This window comes from [Clostridium] aerotolerans DSM 5434, from assembly GCF_000687555.1.
In the GTDB taxonomy this organism is placed as follows: Bacteria; Bacillota; Clostridia; order Lachnospirales; family Lachnospiraceae; genus Lacrimispora; species Lacrimispora aerotolerans.
The window spans coordinates 86,554-102,983 of record NZ_JHWJ01000011.1; the positions used below are offsets into that span (position 1 = coordinate 86,554).

The window sequence follows — 16,430 nt, forward strand, 5'->3', positions numbered from 1 at the left end:
TACACGTTTTTTAGAAAAGAAAATAGTATTTATTCCAAAATCCCTGAAGTTACCAGAGGGCGCTTCAGGGATTTTGATTTTCTTATGTGTTCTGTTATTTTACGATAAATCCTTCTTCATCCCAAAGGTCATGCCAGTCATTAGCCCCTTCCCAAAGGAATACCTGGCCTTTTACCAGACGGTTGTTCCGCTCTAAGGTAGTTATCTTTGCCATCTCCTCGTCTGTCAACGGGTCTTCTGTCATTGACTTTAAGTTGCTTACATATTCCATCTCATGAATGGAGAATGGAATGGGGATCTGGCCTCTCTGGCGTGCCCATTTCAGTGCGATCACTGCCGGGTGAACGCCATGAGCTGCTGCGATTTCCTTCATCTCCGGTGTCTGTAAATCAGCAACATCCTCTGGGCACATATCACGCTCTGGTCTCTGAGGAGAGCCTAATGGCATAAAGCCGATGGGCTGAATCTTGTGAGCGACCAGATAATCAAACAGTTCTTTTTGCTGGAAGCAAGGGTGAAGCTCCATCTCACAGGCAGCCGGCATTACCTTCATATGAGGAAGAACGGATTCCAGCTTTGGTATGGTCATGTTGGAAATACCGATGTTGCGGATTAAGCCCTGCTCCAGCAGTGCCTCACACTGGCGGTAGGTTTTTAAAAACTCTTCCGGGCTGAATGGTCTGGAATCAGGATTTCTGGAATCTACATCACAGTGTGGTGCATGGTAGTTTGGAAATGGCCAGTGGATAAAGAACATATCGATATAATCGCACTGTAAATCAACGATGCTCTTTTTACAGGACTCCTCGACTCTGTCATGCATGTCGTTCCATACCTTAGTCATGATGAATAAATCTTTACGCTCCACAACGCCTTCTTTAAAAGCGTCTGCAAATACTGCTCCGATCTGGTCTTCATTGCCATAGCAGGCGGCACAGTCAAACATACGGTAGCCGCAGCGAATGGCTCCTGCTACTGCGCCTGATACTTCATCAGGGGTAAACCGGTCGGAACCAAAGGTTCCCATTCCCACACAGGGAATCTCCTCGCCGGTATACAGTGTTACTTTTGGAACGATAGATGGTTCAATGAATGATTTCATATTTATGTTCTCCTTCTCTTTTTAAATGATGGAAATCTTATATTCCAGCTGTTTTTCTTCCCCAGGTTTTAATGACATGTGATTTCTCTTATGTTCCAATACATCATCTTCGTCACTGCAGGTGGAAAGTCCGGTCCAGGGCTCCAAGGCAACAAAGGGGCCATGATTGGCTGAGGACCATATAACCAGGTAGGGGAAGCCGTCAAAGGAAAGCTCTACTCCCTGCTTTTTTTCCTTGTGACAAAGGGTTACTTTTCTTGAAGATATCCGGTCAAATATAACAGAATCCTGTTCAAAAAGCTGATGACTTAAGGGAAGATTTCTCTTATTCCAGGAAAGAAAGGTCCGGTTCTCCATATCAATGAGTCCGGTTCTTGTATCTGGTGTGGGGTTTGATTCTTCTTCCTCTTTTTCAAACAGGATTTCATACTCTTCATACGCTTCGCCCGGCTCCAGGGGACAACGAAAGGCTGGGTGGCCTCCGATGAAACATGGCATATCCTCTGTGCCCGTGTTTTTTATGCCGTACCGGACGGTAATCGCGTTGTTTTTTAGTAAGTAGGTTATGGTCAGTACAAAGGGGAATGGGTACTTAGTGAGCATATGGGGCATGGATGCAATGGAAAAGGTTATGGCGTCATCCGTAAAGGATTCCAGTTCAAATTCTTCCTTACGGACGATTCCGTGTCTTGGCATCCGGACTTCTTTTCCGCTTTTCGTTACTGCCCTTTCATCTCTTAAGCTTCCGCAGATGGGAAACAGTACAGGGGCCTGGCCGCTCCAGTATTCCGGGTCTCCCTGCCATAAGTATTCCAGACCAGCTTCGTTCTTTATGGAGGTGAGTGCCCCTCCCTTTTTCGTGAAGGTAACCGTCAAGTGCTGATTTTTTAATACATAATTCATGGCTAATCCCCCAATCTCGTGATTGTGATCTCCGGCAGAAGCTTTTCCATATCTTCCATTCGGAAATATCCGGTCTCTTCCCGTAAGGCGGAGGCGGCAGAGATTGCGCTGGCTTTCCTTAGAATCTCTTCCATGGGAAGATTCTCCTTAAGACCTAGAGCAAATCCGGCTATCATGGAATCGCCGCATCCAACCGTATTCACCGCGTGAATCTTAGGCACCCTGGCCCGGTAGACTCCTGAGTCACATACCACAAAGGAACCTTCCGCCCCAAGGGAAACGGCTACAATCTCTACCCCCTGGCTGTGAATCTTTTTGGCTGCTTCCACCATATCGGAAAGGCTGTCACAGTTGTTTCCGGTAAGCATACGGATTTCATCCAGATTGGGCTTAATCATGGTGGGGCATGCTAAAATTCCCATCTTAAGAAGATTTCCGCTGGTATCTAAAATTACCTTTTTCCCCGCTTCCTTTACAAGCCTTACCATGGTCTGGTACGCCGTTCCGTCAAGTCCCTTGGGAACACTTCCTGATATGGCAACTACCTCGGCATCGTTAATTAATGTCTCAAATAGCTTTAAAAATCCCTGAAACTCCTCTTCCTTTACCTCAAATCCAGGCTCTAAAAATTCGGTCTGTATCTCCTTTTTTCCGTCCCAGATGTTGATACAGGTGCGGCTTTCGTCTTCCAGGTGGTAGAATGAGCTGGTGATACCAAGAGGCTTTAAGGCAGCTTCAATATACTGTCCTGCATGACCTCCTAAGAATCCGGTTGCCACCACCTCACCTCCTGCGATGACGGCTGGCTTTGAAACATTTAAGCCCTTGCCGCCCGGTGTGTAGGTGCATTCTGCCACACGGTTGACCTCGCCCTCTTGAAACCCATGGACTACATATCGTTTGTCAATGGCAGCATTTAATGTAACGGTAAGTATCATAAGGGCCTCCTATTCCTCATTCATCAGCAATACTTTTCCCTTTACAAGCCCTGGGGTCTTAAACATCTGGAAGGCCTCCTGTGCCTGACTCATAGGCATTTTCTTAAAGATGAAGCCAGGATCGAATTTTAACTGGCCGGTGGCAAAGTAATGTGCCGTAAGCTTCCATTCTTTCCCCGGAAATGGAGAGCTGTAGGACATCCAGGAACCAGTCAGCTTAAATTCCTTGCGGTTCATATTTTCCCACATAGAAGGGGTGAAGGATAAATCCACATGAGGAGTTCCGATAAAGCATACGTTGGCTTTGTTGGAAGCCAGCTCAAAGGCCATGTGCATGGTTGGTACCTGACCTGCGGTTTCAAAGACAAAGGCAAAGCCTTTTCCTTCGGTCAGCTCCATGGCTTTTTCCTTATAGCCCTCCAAAGAGGTGTTAATCACTTCGTCCGCTCCAAGACGTTTCGCCAGAGAGAGACGTTCCTCACTGATATCGAATACTACTACCTTTTTAGCTCCGAAGATCTTGGACCACTGCATGGTGAACATGCCGATGGTGCCTCCGCCTAAGACTGCGGTGTATTCTCCGCCTTTATAATCATTTTGAAACAAGCCGTGAAGGGCTACGGTAGAAGGCTCAAACATGGCACCCTGCTCATAGGAAATGCTTTTATCAAAGGCAACCGCATTCTGCTCCGGGATTACCACGTATTCCGCATTGCTTCCCTGCTGTCTGGAACCGATAAAGCTATAGTGTCTGCAAAGGGAGAAATTTCCGTTCTGGCAGTCATCGCATTTCATACAGGGGATTAAGGGCGCTCCGGAAACCCGGTCTCCCGGCTTTACTGATGTAACGCCTTCTCCTACCTCCACCACATCACCGGAAAATTCATGGCCCAGAACTATGGGGTAAAAATGAACTCCGTGATGGAGCACTCTTGGTATATCAGAGCCGCAGATTCCAGAAGCCTTTACTTTAATCTTTACCAGTCCCGGTGAAACCTGTGGTTCCTCGTAATCCATGTATTTTACATCTTCATTGGCACATACAACTGCTGCTTTCATGGTCTATTGCTCTCCTTCCTCACTCATCATATCTTTTAAGTTTTCATATAAGCTGCGATACTTTTTATAATTCTTATCATAGATCGCCCGGTCTGCCTGATTGGGCACGTGATACCGTTTATTTTCCACGGTCATCTTTACCGCTTCTTCAAAATCCATATACATACCAACGCCCACTCCTGCTAACATGGCGGCACCCAGTGTGGTTGCCGTATCCGAGGAAGGGACTACAATAGGCTTTCCAGTGACGTCTGCCTTAATCTGGGTCCACAACAGGGAGTTTGCAGAGCCGCCCATGGCTCTTAGCACATCTACCTCTGCGCCTGCTTCCTTTGCCACATCTAAATTATGCTTTAAGGACATGGCAACCCCTTCCATGGCTGCACGGATGAAATGGGCTTTTGTCTTTCCAAAGTCAAGCCCGTAAAAGACTCCCTTTGCCGTCGGGTCCCAGATGGGGGAGCGCTCTCCTGCCATATAAGGCAGGAACACAAGCCCGTCACTTCCAGGATTCACCGCCTGGGCCAGATGGTTAAAAAGGTCTAAAGAGCTTTTTCCGGTTCTTCGGCCTTCTTCTCTCTCATAATCAGCGAATTCCTTTTCCAGCCACCGCATGACTCCGCCGCCTCCGGTGGTTCCGCCCTGTAACAGCCATTTCCCTGGAACTACATGATAGCTTAGGATCAGCCTTTCGTCGGCCTTGTAGCTGTCAATACAGATACTCATGCCTCCGGCCTGACCGCCCTGCTCCTGGGTTTCTCCGGCATGGATCACTCCGGCTCCCAGGGTTCCGCAGGCTGCATCAAGACCGCCTGCCACTACCGGTATTCCTGCCACAAGGCCGGATTCCTTTGCCGCCTCTTCGGTCACGGTTCCAATCACATCATGACAGGAATAGATGTCAGGAAGGATACGAGACGGAATTCCAAGGGCCTCACACATTTCCTTATTCCAGGTCCCGGTGTGCATATCAAAGCAGTGAAGTCCATACCCCTGGGAGATATCCTGGGTCATATGGCCGGTCAGCTTAAATCCGATGTAGCTGTTGGACTGGAGAATCTTGTCTATGTTTTCAAACACCTCTGGCATATGTTCCTTATACCAGAGGATCTTAGCCGTGGTATAAGACGGCTGTAAGGAGTTTCCGGATAACTGGAAGATTCGTTCTGCTCCCACCGTTTCATTTAAGTCCCGGCAGATGGAAAATGCTCTGGTGTCCATCCAGATAGGAGTGTTTGTAAGAACCTTTCCTTTCTTATCTACGGCAATGGCTGACCAGCTCTGTCCGTCGATTCCGATTCCAGCTATGTCCTCCGGCTTCACAATGGATTTTGAAAACATTTCTTTCATGGTGCTGCAGATGACTCTCCACCATTCTTCCGGATCCTGCTCCGCCCAGCCTGGCTGGGGATAATAGACCTCATACTCCCCGGCGGCTGAATCAAGGACCGTTCCTTCTCTGTTAAATACAGCGATCTTACAGGCACTTGTGCCTATGTCTATCCCCAATAAATATGGCTTCATTTTCCCCTCCATCAAACAATCAGCGGGCTTTCTGGTCACAGCCGCAAACAAGCATGCGGCCCTTTACAAATTCCTTTACCGCTTCCATTCCTGCGATGCCAAGCTTCTTAGGATCAAAGAGCTCCGGATCTTCTGCTAAGAGCTTCTTTCCTGCTCCTGTATAAACCACTCTCAGCTCTGTTGCAAAGTTAACCTTGCACATTCCTCTTTGTACGCATTCCTTTACATCCTCATCACTTAACCCGGAAGCTCCGTGAAGAACAAGGGGAATGGATACCAGCTTTTTCACCTCTGTGATCCGCTCTTTATCAAGGACTGGCTTATTGGCATAAAAACCATGAGCCGTTCCAATAGCAACTGCAAGGGAGGTGACTCCTGTCTTTTCAACGAATTCCTTTGCCTGCATGGGGTCAGTATTGGTATCTTCCTCAACCTCTAAGTCATCTTCCTTACCGCCTACCTTGCCAAGCTCTCCTTCTACAGGAATTCCGCAGGCCTTGGCTGCGTCAGCTGCCTGCTTGGTCAGCCTGATATTCTCTTCAAACGTTTCGTGGGAACCATCGAACATGACGGAGGTGTATCCGGCACGAATGGCCTTAAGTACCAGCTCGTAGCTGCTGCCATGATCCAGGTGAAGACAAACCGGAACCGTTGCCTTTTCTGCTTCTGCGGCAGCCATAGCCTTAAAGGTCTCCAGGGTGCCGTAGCGAACGGTTGAGGGGGTGGTCTGAAGCATGACAGGGGCATGAAGCTCTTCTGCCGCTGCCACCACAGCTTTTAACATTTCCATATTTTCTACATTAAACGCCCCTACGGCATAGCCGCCCTTTTGGGCATCCAGTAACATTTGTTCTGACGTAACCAATGGCATATCTTTTTCCTCCTTAAGATCAGGTGCATTATTAAGTTCCTTATATGTTCATTATACCGGAACCAGTTTAGAAAATTAGAGGATAAACAGACATAGACAGAGGGTGCATGTCGTGTTATCGAACATTCCTTGACTTGTAGTTTTTTTGCTGGTAAAGTAAGATTGTATGAAGAGAAAAACAAAACAGGGAGGAAAGACATGAGAACAGGCTATAAGGATTTGAATATCAAGACAACCATTAACGATACTACCTTTTTGGTCCTGAATATTGTGTATGAACGCTTCCTTAAGTCCATGCCAAAACACAGCCATGGGAATAACAGCTACGAGCTTCACTACATTCCTTATGGACATGGTAAGGTAAGCATAAACGACCAGATTTATAACATTACTCCAAATACTCTTTACATGACAGGCCCTCATATTGAGCATGAGCAGATTCCTGTAAAGAACGATCCTATGACCGAGTATTGTATCTATTTTAAAATTCAAAAGAACAGCTCCCACCCGGCTCCTGATGTGGATACGGTGGCATATAAATTTGAGAAGACCCACTTTTGGTTCGGACAGGATACCCAGGAGCTTTACCCCTTAATGCAGCAGATCTTTTTTGAACTGGAGCACCGGTATACGGGTTATATGATTCAGGTGGAAGCACTCTTGCAGCAGTGCCTGGTGAAGATCGTAAGAAATTATGAAAACAGGACACAGTCAAAGTCCCATTTCTCCCCTTCCAATCTGGTGGACAGCAAGTATATTATTGTGGAGGAATGCTTCCTCTATGAGTATGAGACCATCACTCTTGAGATACTTTCCGAGCGGCTTGGACTCAGCATCAGGCAGACGGAGCGGTTTTTAAAGGAGTATTACGGGAAGACGTTTCTTCAGAAGAAAACAGAAGCTAAGATGTCTATGGCTAAGATTTATTTGAATGATGATACGATTAATATTTCGGAAATTTCTGACCGTTTGAATTACTCTTCGATTCAGCACTTTTCCTATGCATTTAAACAGTATTATGGGATTACGCCTTCCAATTATCGAAAGAGTAACCGGATACCCGATTCACACATATAATCCGGCTGATTCTCGGACTGCACCTTTGTAATCTTAACTATGAATCTGCCGTTAGGTTCCCATAGGAAAAAGAGCTGCTGCACTGGCGTACTATCTACCTTTGCAGCAGCTCTTTCAAGCAAGTTACTTTCTTTATTTCCCGTTGTTTTTTCTTCTAAATAATAGGAGGGAAAGGAACAAGGCCCCCATACCTGCCAGAATTAAAAATACTCCAATTATGGTATTGATGTGAAAGGCTGCTTCTCCTGTCTTGGGAAGCCTTTCATTTTTCCCTGTTTTTGCTCCCTTTGGAACATCTTCAGGATCTATTACAATGCTTTCCGGACTTCCTGTCTGATTTCCAGCAGGTACCTGGGGATTTTGAATGATGCTCTTAGGTACTTTCGTGTCTTCTACTTTGATGCTGTTCCCATCTCCGCTTCCACCGCCATCGCTTTTGCCGCCTCCAGGAATTCCTGGCTGTACGGGTGTTTTAGGATCAGCGGGTTTCGTGTTGGTATATGCAGAGACCTGTGTGGTCTTTGCCTGAATACTTCCCTGAGCCCCTGCACTAACAGCCTTGTATCCATCTGTGGAATAATCTTTCTCTAAAACGGAGTAGCCCGCTCCATCTGGGAGTCCTGATATGGTAATACTCTGTCCGTGAGCCAGGAATATCTGTTCCCCGCTTTTAATGGTCCCATCTGCCACGCCCATACCAGTATAAGTATATTTACCATCAGCACCATCAAAGCTCACAGTAAATCCAAACTTTTTATTGGTATCAGCACCGCTTCCTGAAACAGTTTTACTGATTGTCAGATTGCCGGTAAGAACCTCCTCTGGCGGAATTACATTTCTTGTGTTTGTAAAGGAAGCCGTTTGAACCGCATCCGCCTCTATGGAACCTTGTTCTCCTGTACTGACCGTAGTGTAACCAGCATCGGAATAGTCCTTTTCTGCTACCAGATAATTTGTATTTACAGGAATTCCCTGTATTATAATGCTTTCCCCATGAGCCAAAGAAATGGTATCTCCACTTTTTATCATGCCGTCAGGAACACCGTAACCTTTATAGGGGTAACTGTTTCCATCACCGTCCAAGGTCACAGTAAAGTCAAATTTGTAGGTAAGATCTGCCGCATTTCCTGCGATGGTTTTGGATATTTTTAAATTCCCTGCCGTACCTTCTGAAATATTTTTTACCGTTAATATATTGGAGTCATTTCCACGTTTTCCATCAATGGAAGATACGATTGCACCATTTTCTGAGGTTACGGATAAGGTATGGGAAACTCCTTCTAGAACATATCCTGCCGGCGCCAATGTCTCCCGGAGAACATAGGTTCCATTGGGAATCACTTTGAATTTCAGAGTACCATCGCTGTTTGTCATTCCTTTTCTTATGATTGTGCTTTCATCCTCTGTAAAAAGGGTGAATTCTGCATTTTTCAATGGAATTCCTGCCATATCCGTTTTAATAATTGAGATCCAGCCGTTTCTTTTCATACTGGCCTGACCGTCCTGGCTTGTAATCAGGTAGGGCTTGCTTGCTTCGGTTCCATCTGAATTGCCTCCATAAAGCGTCACCTTATTGGATACAGTTCCTGGTTCTCCCGTAACATCGGTCATATAGCAGAAGCGGTATGCTTTCCTGCTATCCGGTATCTGAAAGCTCAATCCTCTTTGGGCATTATCATAGTCAATGGTTTCACCTGCTATGAGCTCCACTGGATCACCCAGAGTGTAAGACCCATCGGCCTGTAAAATCATCTCATTTGCAGTATAATTCTCACCGTCCAAGAGTAATTTCCCTTTTGAATCAAGCCTTATATCGATTCCCTGGGGTAATATATCATAGACCCTTTTTGCTGATGTAGTGAGCTGGGAGGGCTTATAATCCACCGACCAAAGAAGCACACCCTGACTTTTTATCTCTGCGGATTTTCCCAGAATCTCACTTACAATTTCCACATTCTGGGTACTGGTCACTTTCGGAGACCGATTTGTTACCAGAGTAAGATTGTTTTGCACCGTTGTCGTCTGATTGCCGCTGAAATATTTTTCTATGGTTGCCGTATCTGGTCTGGCCTTTATGAGTATTACATATGGCCGATCCATATTCTGGAATTCAAAGGTGGCCTCTCTGCCCTGGATTGTGAAACTGAGTCCGGGAACCGAAGGAAGAGCAGATCCATTCGCAGTAACACTTCCAGCATTATTTCCAATCCCTTCAAAAATCAGAAAATCATTAGAACCAACTATCTTATCGAAGATCCAGCCTTCCGGCAATGTATCCTTAACTGTAACAGCACCCAATTCCTGCCCGGTCCAATCGGTCATCTGGGATATCTTTAAATTGTTTGCATTGACACCAAATCGGAAGATAACAGATTTATCCGTATAATCAAAGCCTTCATAGGCATTTTTAGTTGAGGCGTTTACTTTGCCTTTCGGGTCTGACATGGCTTCCCGCTTTAGCATTTCTTTCATCAGCATTTTGCTGTTATAGGTTGGGCCTGCTGTAGATTCATTTAGCTTTGCTGATCCGCTAAAAAGGGTTGCCGTGTTATAAACAACTGTGTTTTTATTGGTAGCGAAAATATCTGGATCTGTTACCTGAGTATTATAAGTAAAGGTACTGGCGGAAGAGTCCTCTCCTGTAAGGATTCCGGTGATTTCTAAAAGATCCCCCACCCTTACGTTGTCTTTTATCAAAGGAATGACTTGAAGCACCAGCCCATCTCCATGAAAAGTGCCTTCCATATATTTGAGACCATAACTGATTTTAAGGTCTTTTGTCTCTATATTGTCTGGAAGTCCGGACACAGCAGATAGGTCTGATCCACTTGCTTTATTTTCATAAATAAGAACATCGTAGACTTTGGGATCTGGTATTGTCTGCTTTTTGGGATCTACTGTTACATTCCATGTGACAGTTCCATCAGAAGGGTGGGCGGTACCTGTTTTAGTAATCGCATTATATCCAATTCCTACACCTACTTTATTGGAATCTGACCCCTGGGTTCCTTCCCATTTAATAGAAGCCTGGTTATAATATGTGGTTTTCCCGGTTGTAAGTACTTCATCTGGCACTCTGGTCACAATCTTTAACAGAATCTTGGTATCTATGTCGCCAATTTCATATTCCCCATTCTCATTTGGTGTAATGTTTGAGGCTACTCCAAAATCAGAACCGTCCCATTTTTGAAGGGTGGCTGAATCAAAAATCAGTTTCTTTTCCGTGTTTGTAATATCCTTCGAGAGAATATCGGTGATGACCACCTGTTTCAAAGAGGCTTCATTATGGTTCGCAATAATGGTCCATGTTATGGTTCTGTTTTGAGGATCATAGACACCGGTGCTTCCTTTGTCATCTGTCACTCCTGATTTTTCAATCCACTTTGGAGTCCATGAAACCTTTGTCTGTCCCTCATCCATTATTGTATCGTCCTTGTCATAGAGACTTGCCTTATTAGAAATCGACTGCTCTCCGCTGGGCGCATAATACTGTTCCTCTGAAATTTCCGTCTTAAATGTCACGGTCTGAGGACTCTTTGCTCCTGCTGGAAACGTATACGCAAGCACGCCATCATTAATTTCCGGAACGGCTGACGAATCTCCATCTACTTGAAATGAATCTAAAATATAGGTTCCGACCGAGCTTAAATCATCAGAGAATTTATATCCTTCCAGGTCAATCCCATATCCACCCTGATCAGCCGTAATGTCAACCTTCCATGTAACCCATTGATTCGTCAGATCAAGGGTTCCTTGTTTCTTTACATTATAAATAATCTTAGCCGGCGGTACGACCACTGTATATTCTTTATCAAGGATACCTACCGTCTTTTCTTCTCCAGTTACAGGACTTTCTGACGAATCAAACTGAAATTCTGCATGAAATTCACATTGAACTGTATTGTAGGTTCCGTCAAAGACTTCGTCATCTCCATCAAACACTACCTTAGCACATACCACGTTATCCGTATTTGTGAAAAACATGACATGACCGACCAGTACATTGCCGTATTTAAGAGGAATGGCAGTTCCTGATAAAAGTTTGAATGCATCACTTATTTCAAATATTGCCACATCGTTTTTATTAACAATAACCGGGGGGACCGGCTCATCTCCTTCCACTGGTACATAAAAGGAAATATCCACGGAAATCGGATCATTGCTGTTTATTTCTCCGCCTTCTGGTATAATGACTCCATTTTGTGTTACCTCCGTCACGATTTGGTATAAATCATCCGTCTTATCCATATTGCCTGCGGAAGAAGGCGTTGCCTTTGGCTCCCCTGAATTTGCTTTTCCTGATGACGTATTTTCTTCTGCAGTAGAAGGTGTCCCTTTGTTAGCCTCTGATGGTGAAGCCACACTTACAGCCGCCTCTCCAGGGGATTCTATTTCTCCAGCGTATGTAGCTTGAGCAGGCAGCAATATATTTAACACTAAAATGAATACCATTACCCAACTCATAAATTTTCTATGTTTTCTATGTTTCATTTTCTATCCCTCCTTAATACAAATAGTAATTAATATTATTTTTAATATGTAATAAAAATTATATCGTGAGTCTGATTTTGTTGCTTGAAAATGCAGGAAAAAAAGTTACAACAAAATAGACACCAAAAAAAAATTATGTTACAATATTTTCTAACAATAGAAAAACGGAGGCATGAAATGAAAACCGGTTCCTTGCTGGAAGAGCTTATTAATATCGCACAAGTATCCAAAACCGATTTTGCACTCAGTATGAATATGACCCCTAGCGGTCTCAGCAAGATTTTAAAAGCAGGACGTGTTTTATTATTTAAAGAAAAGAAAGTATTCAGCCGTCAGGCGGCTGCCTATTTTGCGAATTCGCTCTATAGCCACTGCTGCTATTTAAAATTAATGAATGTCTTTCCCGTTATTTATGATTTTAATTCCAGATATGAACTGGAGACCTTTTTATCTTTCGCTATTGAATATGCATTAGATATCGATTTAGAAGAAGAAAACAAAGGAAATCTTATCTATTCAGAAAGTGAACTATGCTTTCTTGGACAGAAGAACATATTGAATTTTTTTTGTATTCTTACTTCACACTATCTAACGGCATCTAATAATGGTTCTTTTGAATTTTACGGTACACTGCCTTTTCTTGACCGGTGTTACACAAATATTTTCAGTCGAATCAAGTTAATTTCCTGTGATCAAAGTAAAAACAAACTTATATATAATCACTTTATCAATATTGGGGCCATGGAAAAATCCACTTCCAGGTATGATATAGGCTTCCTTTCCTCAATCGTCCATTCACAAACTTACATAGACTTATTTTTCTGGAATATTACGGAGGAAATCAACGGTCCATTTTTGTTGCTGAAGGATAATTTTTTATTGAATTTTAGTACGCAATTAGACGGAACGCCTTTAATGACTTATATCTCCCAAAAAAGCCATATATCCTCCTCTTTAAATTCACTCTTACAAAAAGAAGTTAAAAAGATCAGCTATGGAAGAGAGGACGCATTACTAGCATTACAAAATAATCCAGATTTATTAGATAAGCTTATAAGTAAAAATATCTATTCCGTATACAATGGTATCCCTATTGGATATCTGTTACACGAACAGGAACTGAAGAATGATCATTGTTCCGACAACGTGAAAGACTTTATCCTCGGGCTGTTTCAGGAAATCCTCTCACACGATTCTGAATTCTTTATTACAGTTAATTCAATGATGAACTTTTGCGCCACTGGAAAAGTAATCGTCCCGTTATGGGGTGAAATTACACTCCCGGCAAAAGAACGCTACTCCTATCTCCAACGGTTAGAGCCGATCATTTCCAATGGTAAGATAGATAAATTTAAAATTGTTAACAATGATCTTTTTGAAATGTCTGTTGTCTGTGCGCCGGGAATAAGCCTTATCTATACCATTAGCCATGACCGTACATCAGAGAAAATACATTACTTTGAAACAGAACTTATTAGCTCCATTTTTAAAAAGCAGATAGAAAAAAAACAAATTCATGTGATTGAACTCACCACAGACATCTGGAAGAGTTATCTTGATGAAATGTCAAATAATTTTTTTATACATTCAAAATAAAACCACAAATAAGCAGACTGCCATACTGACAGCCTGCTTATCTTTTTAAGCTCTTATAACTATTTGATACTAATATTTCTATTCTACCAGATTCCTCCCCGGACCTTGTAAGAATTATAAAAGTTGATCGATGAGGGGTAATTCACCGTTGTGACCAGATTCCCTGTACCATCATCCTCCACAAGAACGGTGACTGTAAGCACACTGGTATCATATGTCATGTGCTGGATAGGAGTTGACGGCTGTATCTCACGCACCTGATATGTATATTCACCTGGCGTATCATAGGTCATGAGAAAACTGATGGTTCCATCTGACTGGTTTTTAGCCTTGTATACTTCTCCGCTCTCCATATCCTTCAGCTCAAAATCAAACATTCCAGCCGTCAGCTGCATACCGGTGAGCACCTTTTTCAACTGAATATCGGCAGATTTGGGCGGATAGGAGAACGTATTTTTAAATACTGCCTCCGGCGAATAAGAAACCGAAGCCTCCAGCTTTCCCTGGGCGTCCGTTACCTTAACCTGAGCGGTAAGCGTTCTTAAATCGTAGGTTATATTAGGATCTGCTGGAACCGGCACCACCTCACGAATCATATAATAATAGATTCCTTCCCGCGTAAATGTCAGCGGAGAGAAAGAAATCTTTCCCGAAGCTTGATTGGAAACCGTCTGTAGGCTTTCATTATCATTGGAAAGCAATCTGAACTGAAACATTCCCTTTGTTAAACGGGCACCTGAAAGCTCTTTTTTCGCTTCCAGGGATAATGATACAGGCTGGGGCTCGTAGTGGTTTTCAAAGGTAGCACCTTCCGGATAGCGTACCTCCGCCACCAGCTCATCGCCTGACCTGGTAACAATTACCTCCACAGGAATGACTTTTGTGTCGTAAACCATTCCAGGTACTGTAGGTTCGGGAATGATTTCTTTTACATGAAAGAGATAATCTCCTGGACGGCCAAAACTGATATCGGAAAATCGGATTTCACCGTTTGCATCATTTTCAGCGATAGCAACCGGATATTCTATCCCTTCTGATACATGGCTCAAGGAAAAACCAAAGTCACCTGCTAAAAGGGTCTTTCCAGTCAACGATTTTTTCAAATAGAACTCGGTCTTAATTTCCTCAGGTACAACGACCTGAACCACTGGCTTACCATATAATACTTCTGCAATTCCGCTTCTTCCGTAGGAATAGGTAAGCTTTGTATTCCCATTGGAATAAAAACCGGGTTTTCCAGAGCTGGTGCTGTTTCCATTATAATCCGTATCCGGATCTCCAGTCTGGGGATAGCTCCAATATTTGTCATAGTAATCCAGAGCTTTCTCACTGGCCCTCACATTAAAGGAAACCGTATAACGGCTGTCAGGCACGGTGCTGCTTAACAATGCTACCTTTACTCCAGATGTTCCCAGGCTGACTGTATAATCACTGCCGGCCTTAAGCTGGATGGGCGATGTATCTTTAATTTGGCGCATGACCTTTAACTCTCCCCCATAATCGACGTATTCGGAAAGGGGATCTTCTATGGTCACTTGGTAAAGAGAATTGCTGATCTGAGAGATGAACCGGTTAAAGGCATTGCCGATCTGGTCGGCACTTGCTGCCTGTACCATATATTTTTCCATCCTTGCATCCACCATTTGAGTGATGGTCTGCAGCGTGGAGGCGGCTCCTGTATCGCTGCCCATAAAAATAGAATAGAACCGGTCAACTCCCTGAAGCTTTCTTGCCGCTTCCACCGCATAAACGGTACCTACCTCCGTATAAACGGAATACCCAAGAGCCTGGACGACAGGTGTTGCCGCCGTAGGCTCACCATCGGTGAGAAAGAAGACCACCTGCTCCGACCCTGGCGAGGAAAGTCCCGCGATCTGCCCGGAAACCTGTGTCATTGACTGATAATAATTTGTACCGCCCTCCGCACCGCCTGGAAGGGAGAGGGAGGAGACCTTTTGTAGAAGGCTTTCCTTATCCGTGCTGGCAGAAACCACGATACGGGAATTGGTTCCGAAAAGAAGGATAGAAAAACGATTGTTGGGATTTTCAGAAAGCAGGGATATGGCGTCATAAACAGTCTTTTTCATGACTTCAAACCGAGATTTCGCCCCCAGGGGCTGCTCCATGGAATTACTCACATCAAGAACAAAAAAGATATCTGATTTTTTCTCCTCTTCCTCTTTCTGAGTCGTCACATCCAGATAGAGCCGGTAATCATTGGTCCCGTTGGACTTTGTATCAGGATTTCCCGCCCCGTCGCCCAGATAATCAATTACCTTTTTATATTCCGGGCTTGGAGGGTCCGCAGGAGGGGTTTCCTCTATATCGGGATTATAGCGAAAATGAAGAGTGACTTTTGCCGAGGTTTTATTCTCCTTTACCGCGATCCAGTTGAAAGGCTGGACAGCATACTTATCTGAGCCGCTTCCGCTTCCATTATAGGTATACGCACCCGCATTTTCTCCATACTCCACGGAAACCAGGCTTAAATGAGAGTCTGTATATCCGTTAGAACCAAACCAGACCGTATTGCAGGTGGAATTCCCTGTTTTACTGCCAAAGGTAAGAGTCTCCGTATACCCATTCTTAACCTGAAAGACCTTTGTTTCGTAGCCAGACGGATAATAGGCAGGATATGTACTGGACTTTGACATTTGATAAATTCGTTTTGCATCGTATCGTGACTGAAAATTACCCACCTGATTTGGATATTCAGATGCATTATCAATTACAGTGGTTACAGAAAGCGTCAGCGGCCTTATCTGGGCCGCCAGCGCACTTCCGGAATAGAGGAAGATCCCTGCAATCCCCATGAGGAGTAAAAGCATCCTCTTCCTTATATGTTTCATCATTACCTGCACCTCTCCAT

General features: G+C 44.2%; 10 protein-coding genes. 2 read left to right on the forward strand and 8 right to left on the reverse strand.

Translation table 11 applies throughout. The features are described from left to right. Nucleotides 1-94: 94 nt before the first annotated feature. From T546_RS0114995 to T546_RS0115020, 6 genes are read right to left on the reverse strand one after another with little or no spacing between them, the layout of a single operon-like run. Complete coding sequence (locus T546_RS0114995; RefSeq protein ID WP_026892320.1) at nucleotides 95-1,102, reverse strand: aldo/keto reductase; 1,008 nt, start codon at nucleotides 1,100-1,102, stop codon at nucleotides 95-97. Between the two features lie 21 nt (nucleotides 1,103-1,123). After that, nucleotides 1,124-2,005: an aldose 1-epimerase family protein gene (locus T546_RS0115000; protein WP_026892321.1), complete on the reverse strand. Its 882-nt coding sequence runs from the start codon at nucleotides 2,003-2,005 to the stop codon at nucleotides 1,124-1,126. A gap of 2 nt (nucleotides 2,006-2,007) precedes the next feature. After that, complete coding sequence (pfkB, locus tag T546_RS0115005; RefSeq protein WP_026892322.1) at nucleotides 2,008-2,943, reverse strand: 1-phosphofructokinase; 936 nt, start codon at nucleotides 2,941-2,943, stop codon at nucleotides 2,008-2,010. Between the two features lie 9 nt (nucleotides 2,944-2,952). Beyond that, the gene (locus T546_RS0115010; protein ID WP_026892323.1) at nucleotides 2,953-4,002 is read right to left on the reverse strand and encodes a galactitol-1-phosphate 5-dehydrogenase; all 1,050 of its coding nucleotides are present in this window, start codon (nucleotides 4,000-4,002) and stop codon (nucleotides 2,953-2,955) included. A gap of 3 nt (nucleotides 4,003-4,005) precedes the next feature. Beyond that, a complete protein-coding gene (gene xylB / locus T546_RS0115015; protein ID WP_026892324.1) occupies nucleotides 4,006-5,526 on the reverse strand; it encodes a xylulokinase in 1,521 nt (506 codons plus the stop codon). A gap of 19 nt (nucleotides 5,527-5,545) precedes the next feature. Further along, a complete protein-coding gene (locus tag T546_RS0115020) occupies nucleotides 5,546-6,397 on the reverse strand; it encodes a class II fructose-bisphosphate aldolase (RefSeq protein ID WP_026892325.1) in 852 nt (283 codons plus the stop codon). A gap of 198 nt (nucleotides 6,398-6,595) precedes the next feature. Between T546_RS0115020 and T546_RS0115025 the strand changes: the two genes are divergently transcribed. Further along, the gene (locus tag T546_RS0115025; RefSeq protein ID WP_026892326.1) at nucleotides 6,596-7,474 is read left to right on the forward strand and encodes an AraC family transcriptional regulator; all 879 of its coding nucleotides are present in this window, start codon (nucleotides 6,596-6,598) and stop codon (nucleotides 7,472-7,474) included. Nucleotides 7,475-7,606: 132 nt separating this feature from the next. Here T546_RS0115025 and T546_RS0115030 read toward each other — a convergent pair whose 3' ends face one another. Beyond that, nucleotides 7,607-11,965 (reverse strand): prealbumin-like fold domain-containing protein, encoded by a 4,359-nt coding sequence (locus T546_RS0115030; protein ID WP_026892327.1) that lies wholly within the window; start codon nucleotides 11,963-11,965, stop codon nucleotides 7,607-7,609. Nucleotides 11,966-12,055: 90 nt separating this feature from the next. Here T546_RS0115030 and T546_RS0115035 point away from each other — a divergent pair, with 90 nt between their 5' ends. Continuing rightward, nucleotides 12,056-13,561, forward strand: a complete 1,506-nt coding sequence (locus T546_RS0115035; protein WP_166429825.1) for a hypothetical protein — start codon at nucleotides 12,056-12,058, stop codon at nucleotides 13,559-13,561. A gap of 83 nt (nucleotides 13,562-13,644) precedes the next feature. On the opposite strand, the gene T546_RS0115040 is transcribed toward T546_RS0115035, so the two are convergent. Next, nucleotides 13,645-16,374, reverse strand: a complete 2,730-nt coding sequence (locus tag T546_RS0115040) for a Spy0128 family protein (RefSeq protein ID WP_207641322.1) — start codon at nucleotides 16,372-16,374, stop codon at nucleotides 13,645-13,647. Between the last annotated feature and the right edge of the window lie 56 nt (nucleotides 16,375-16,430).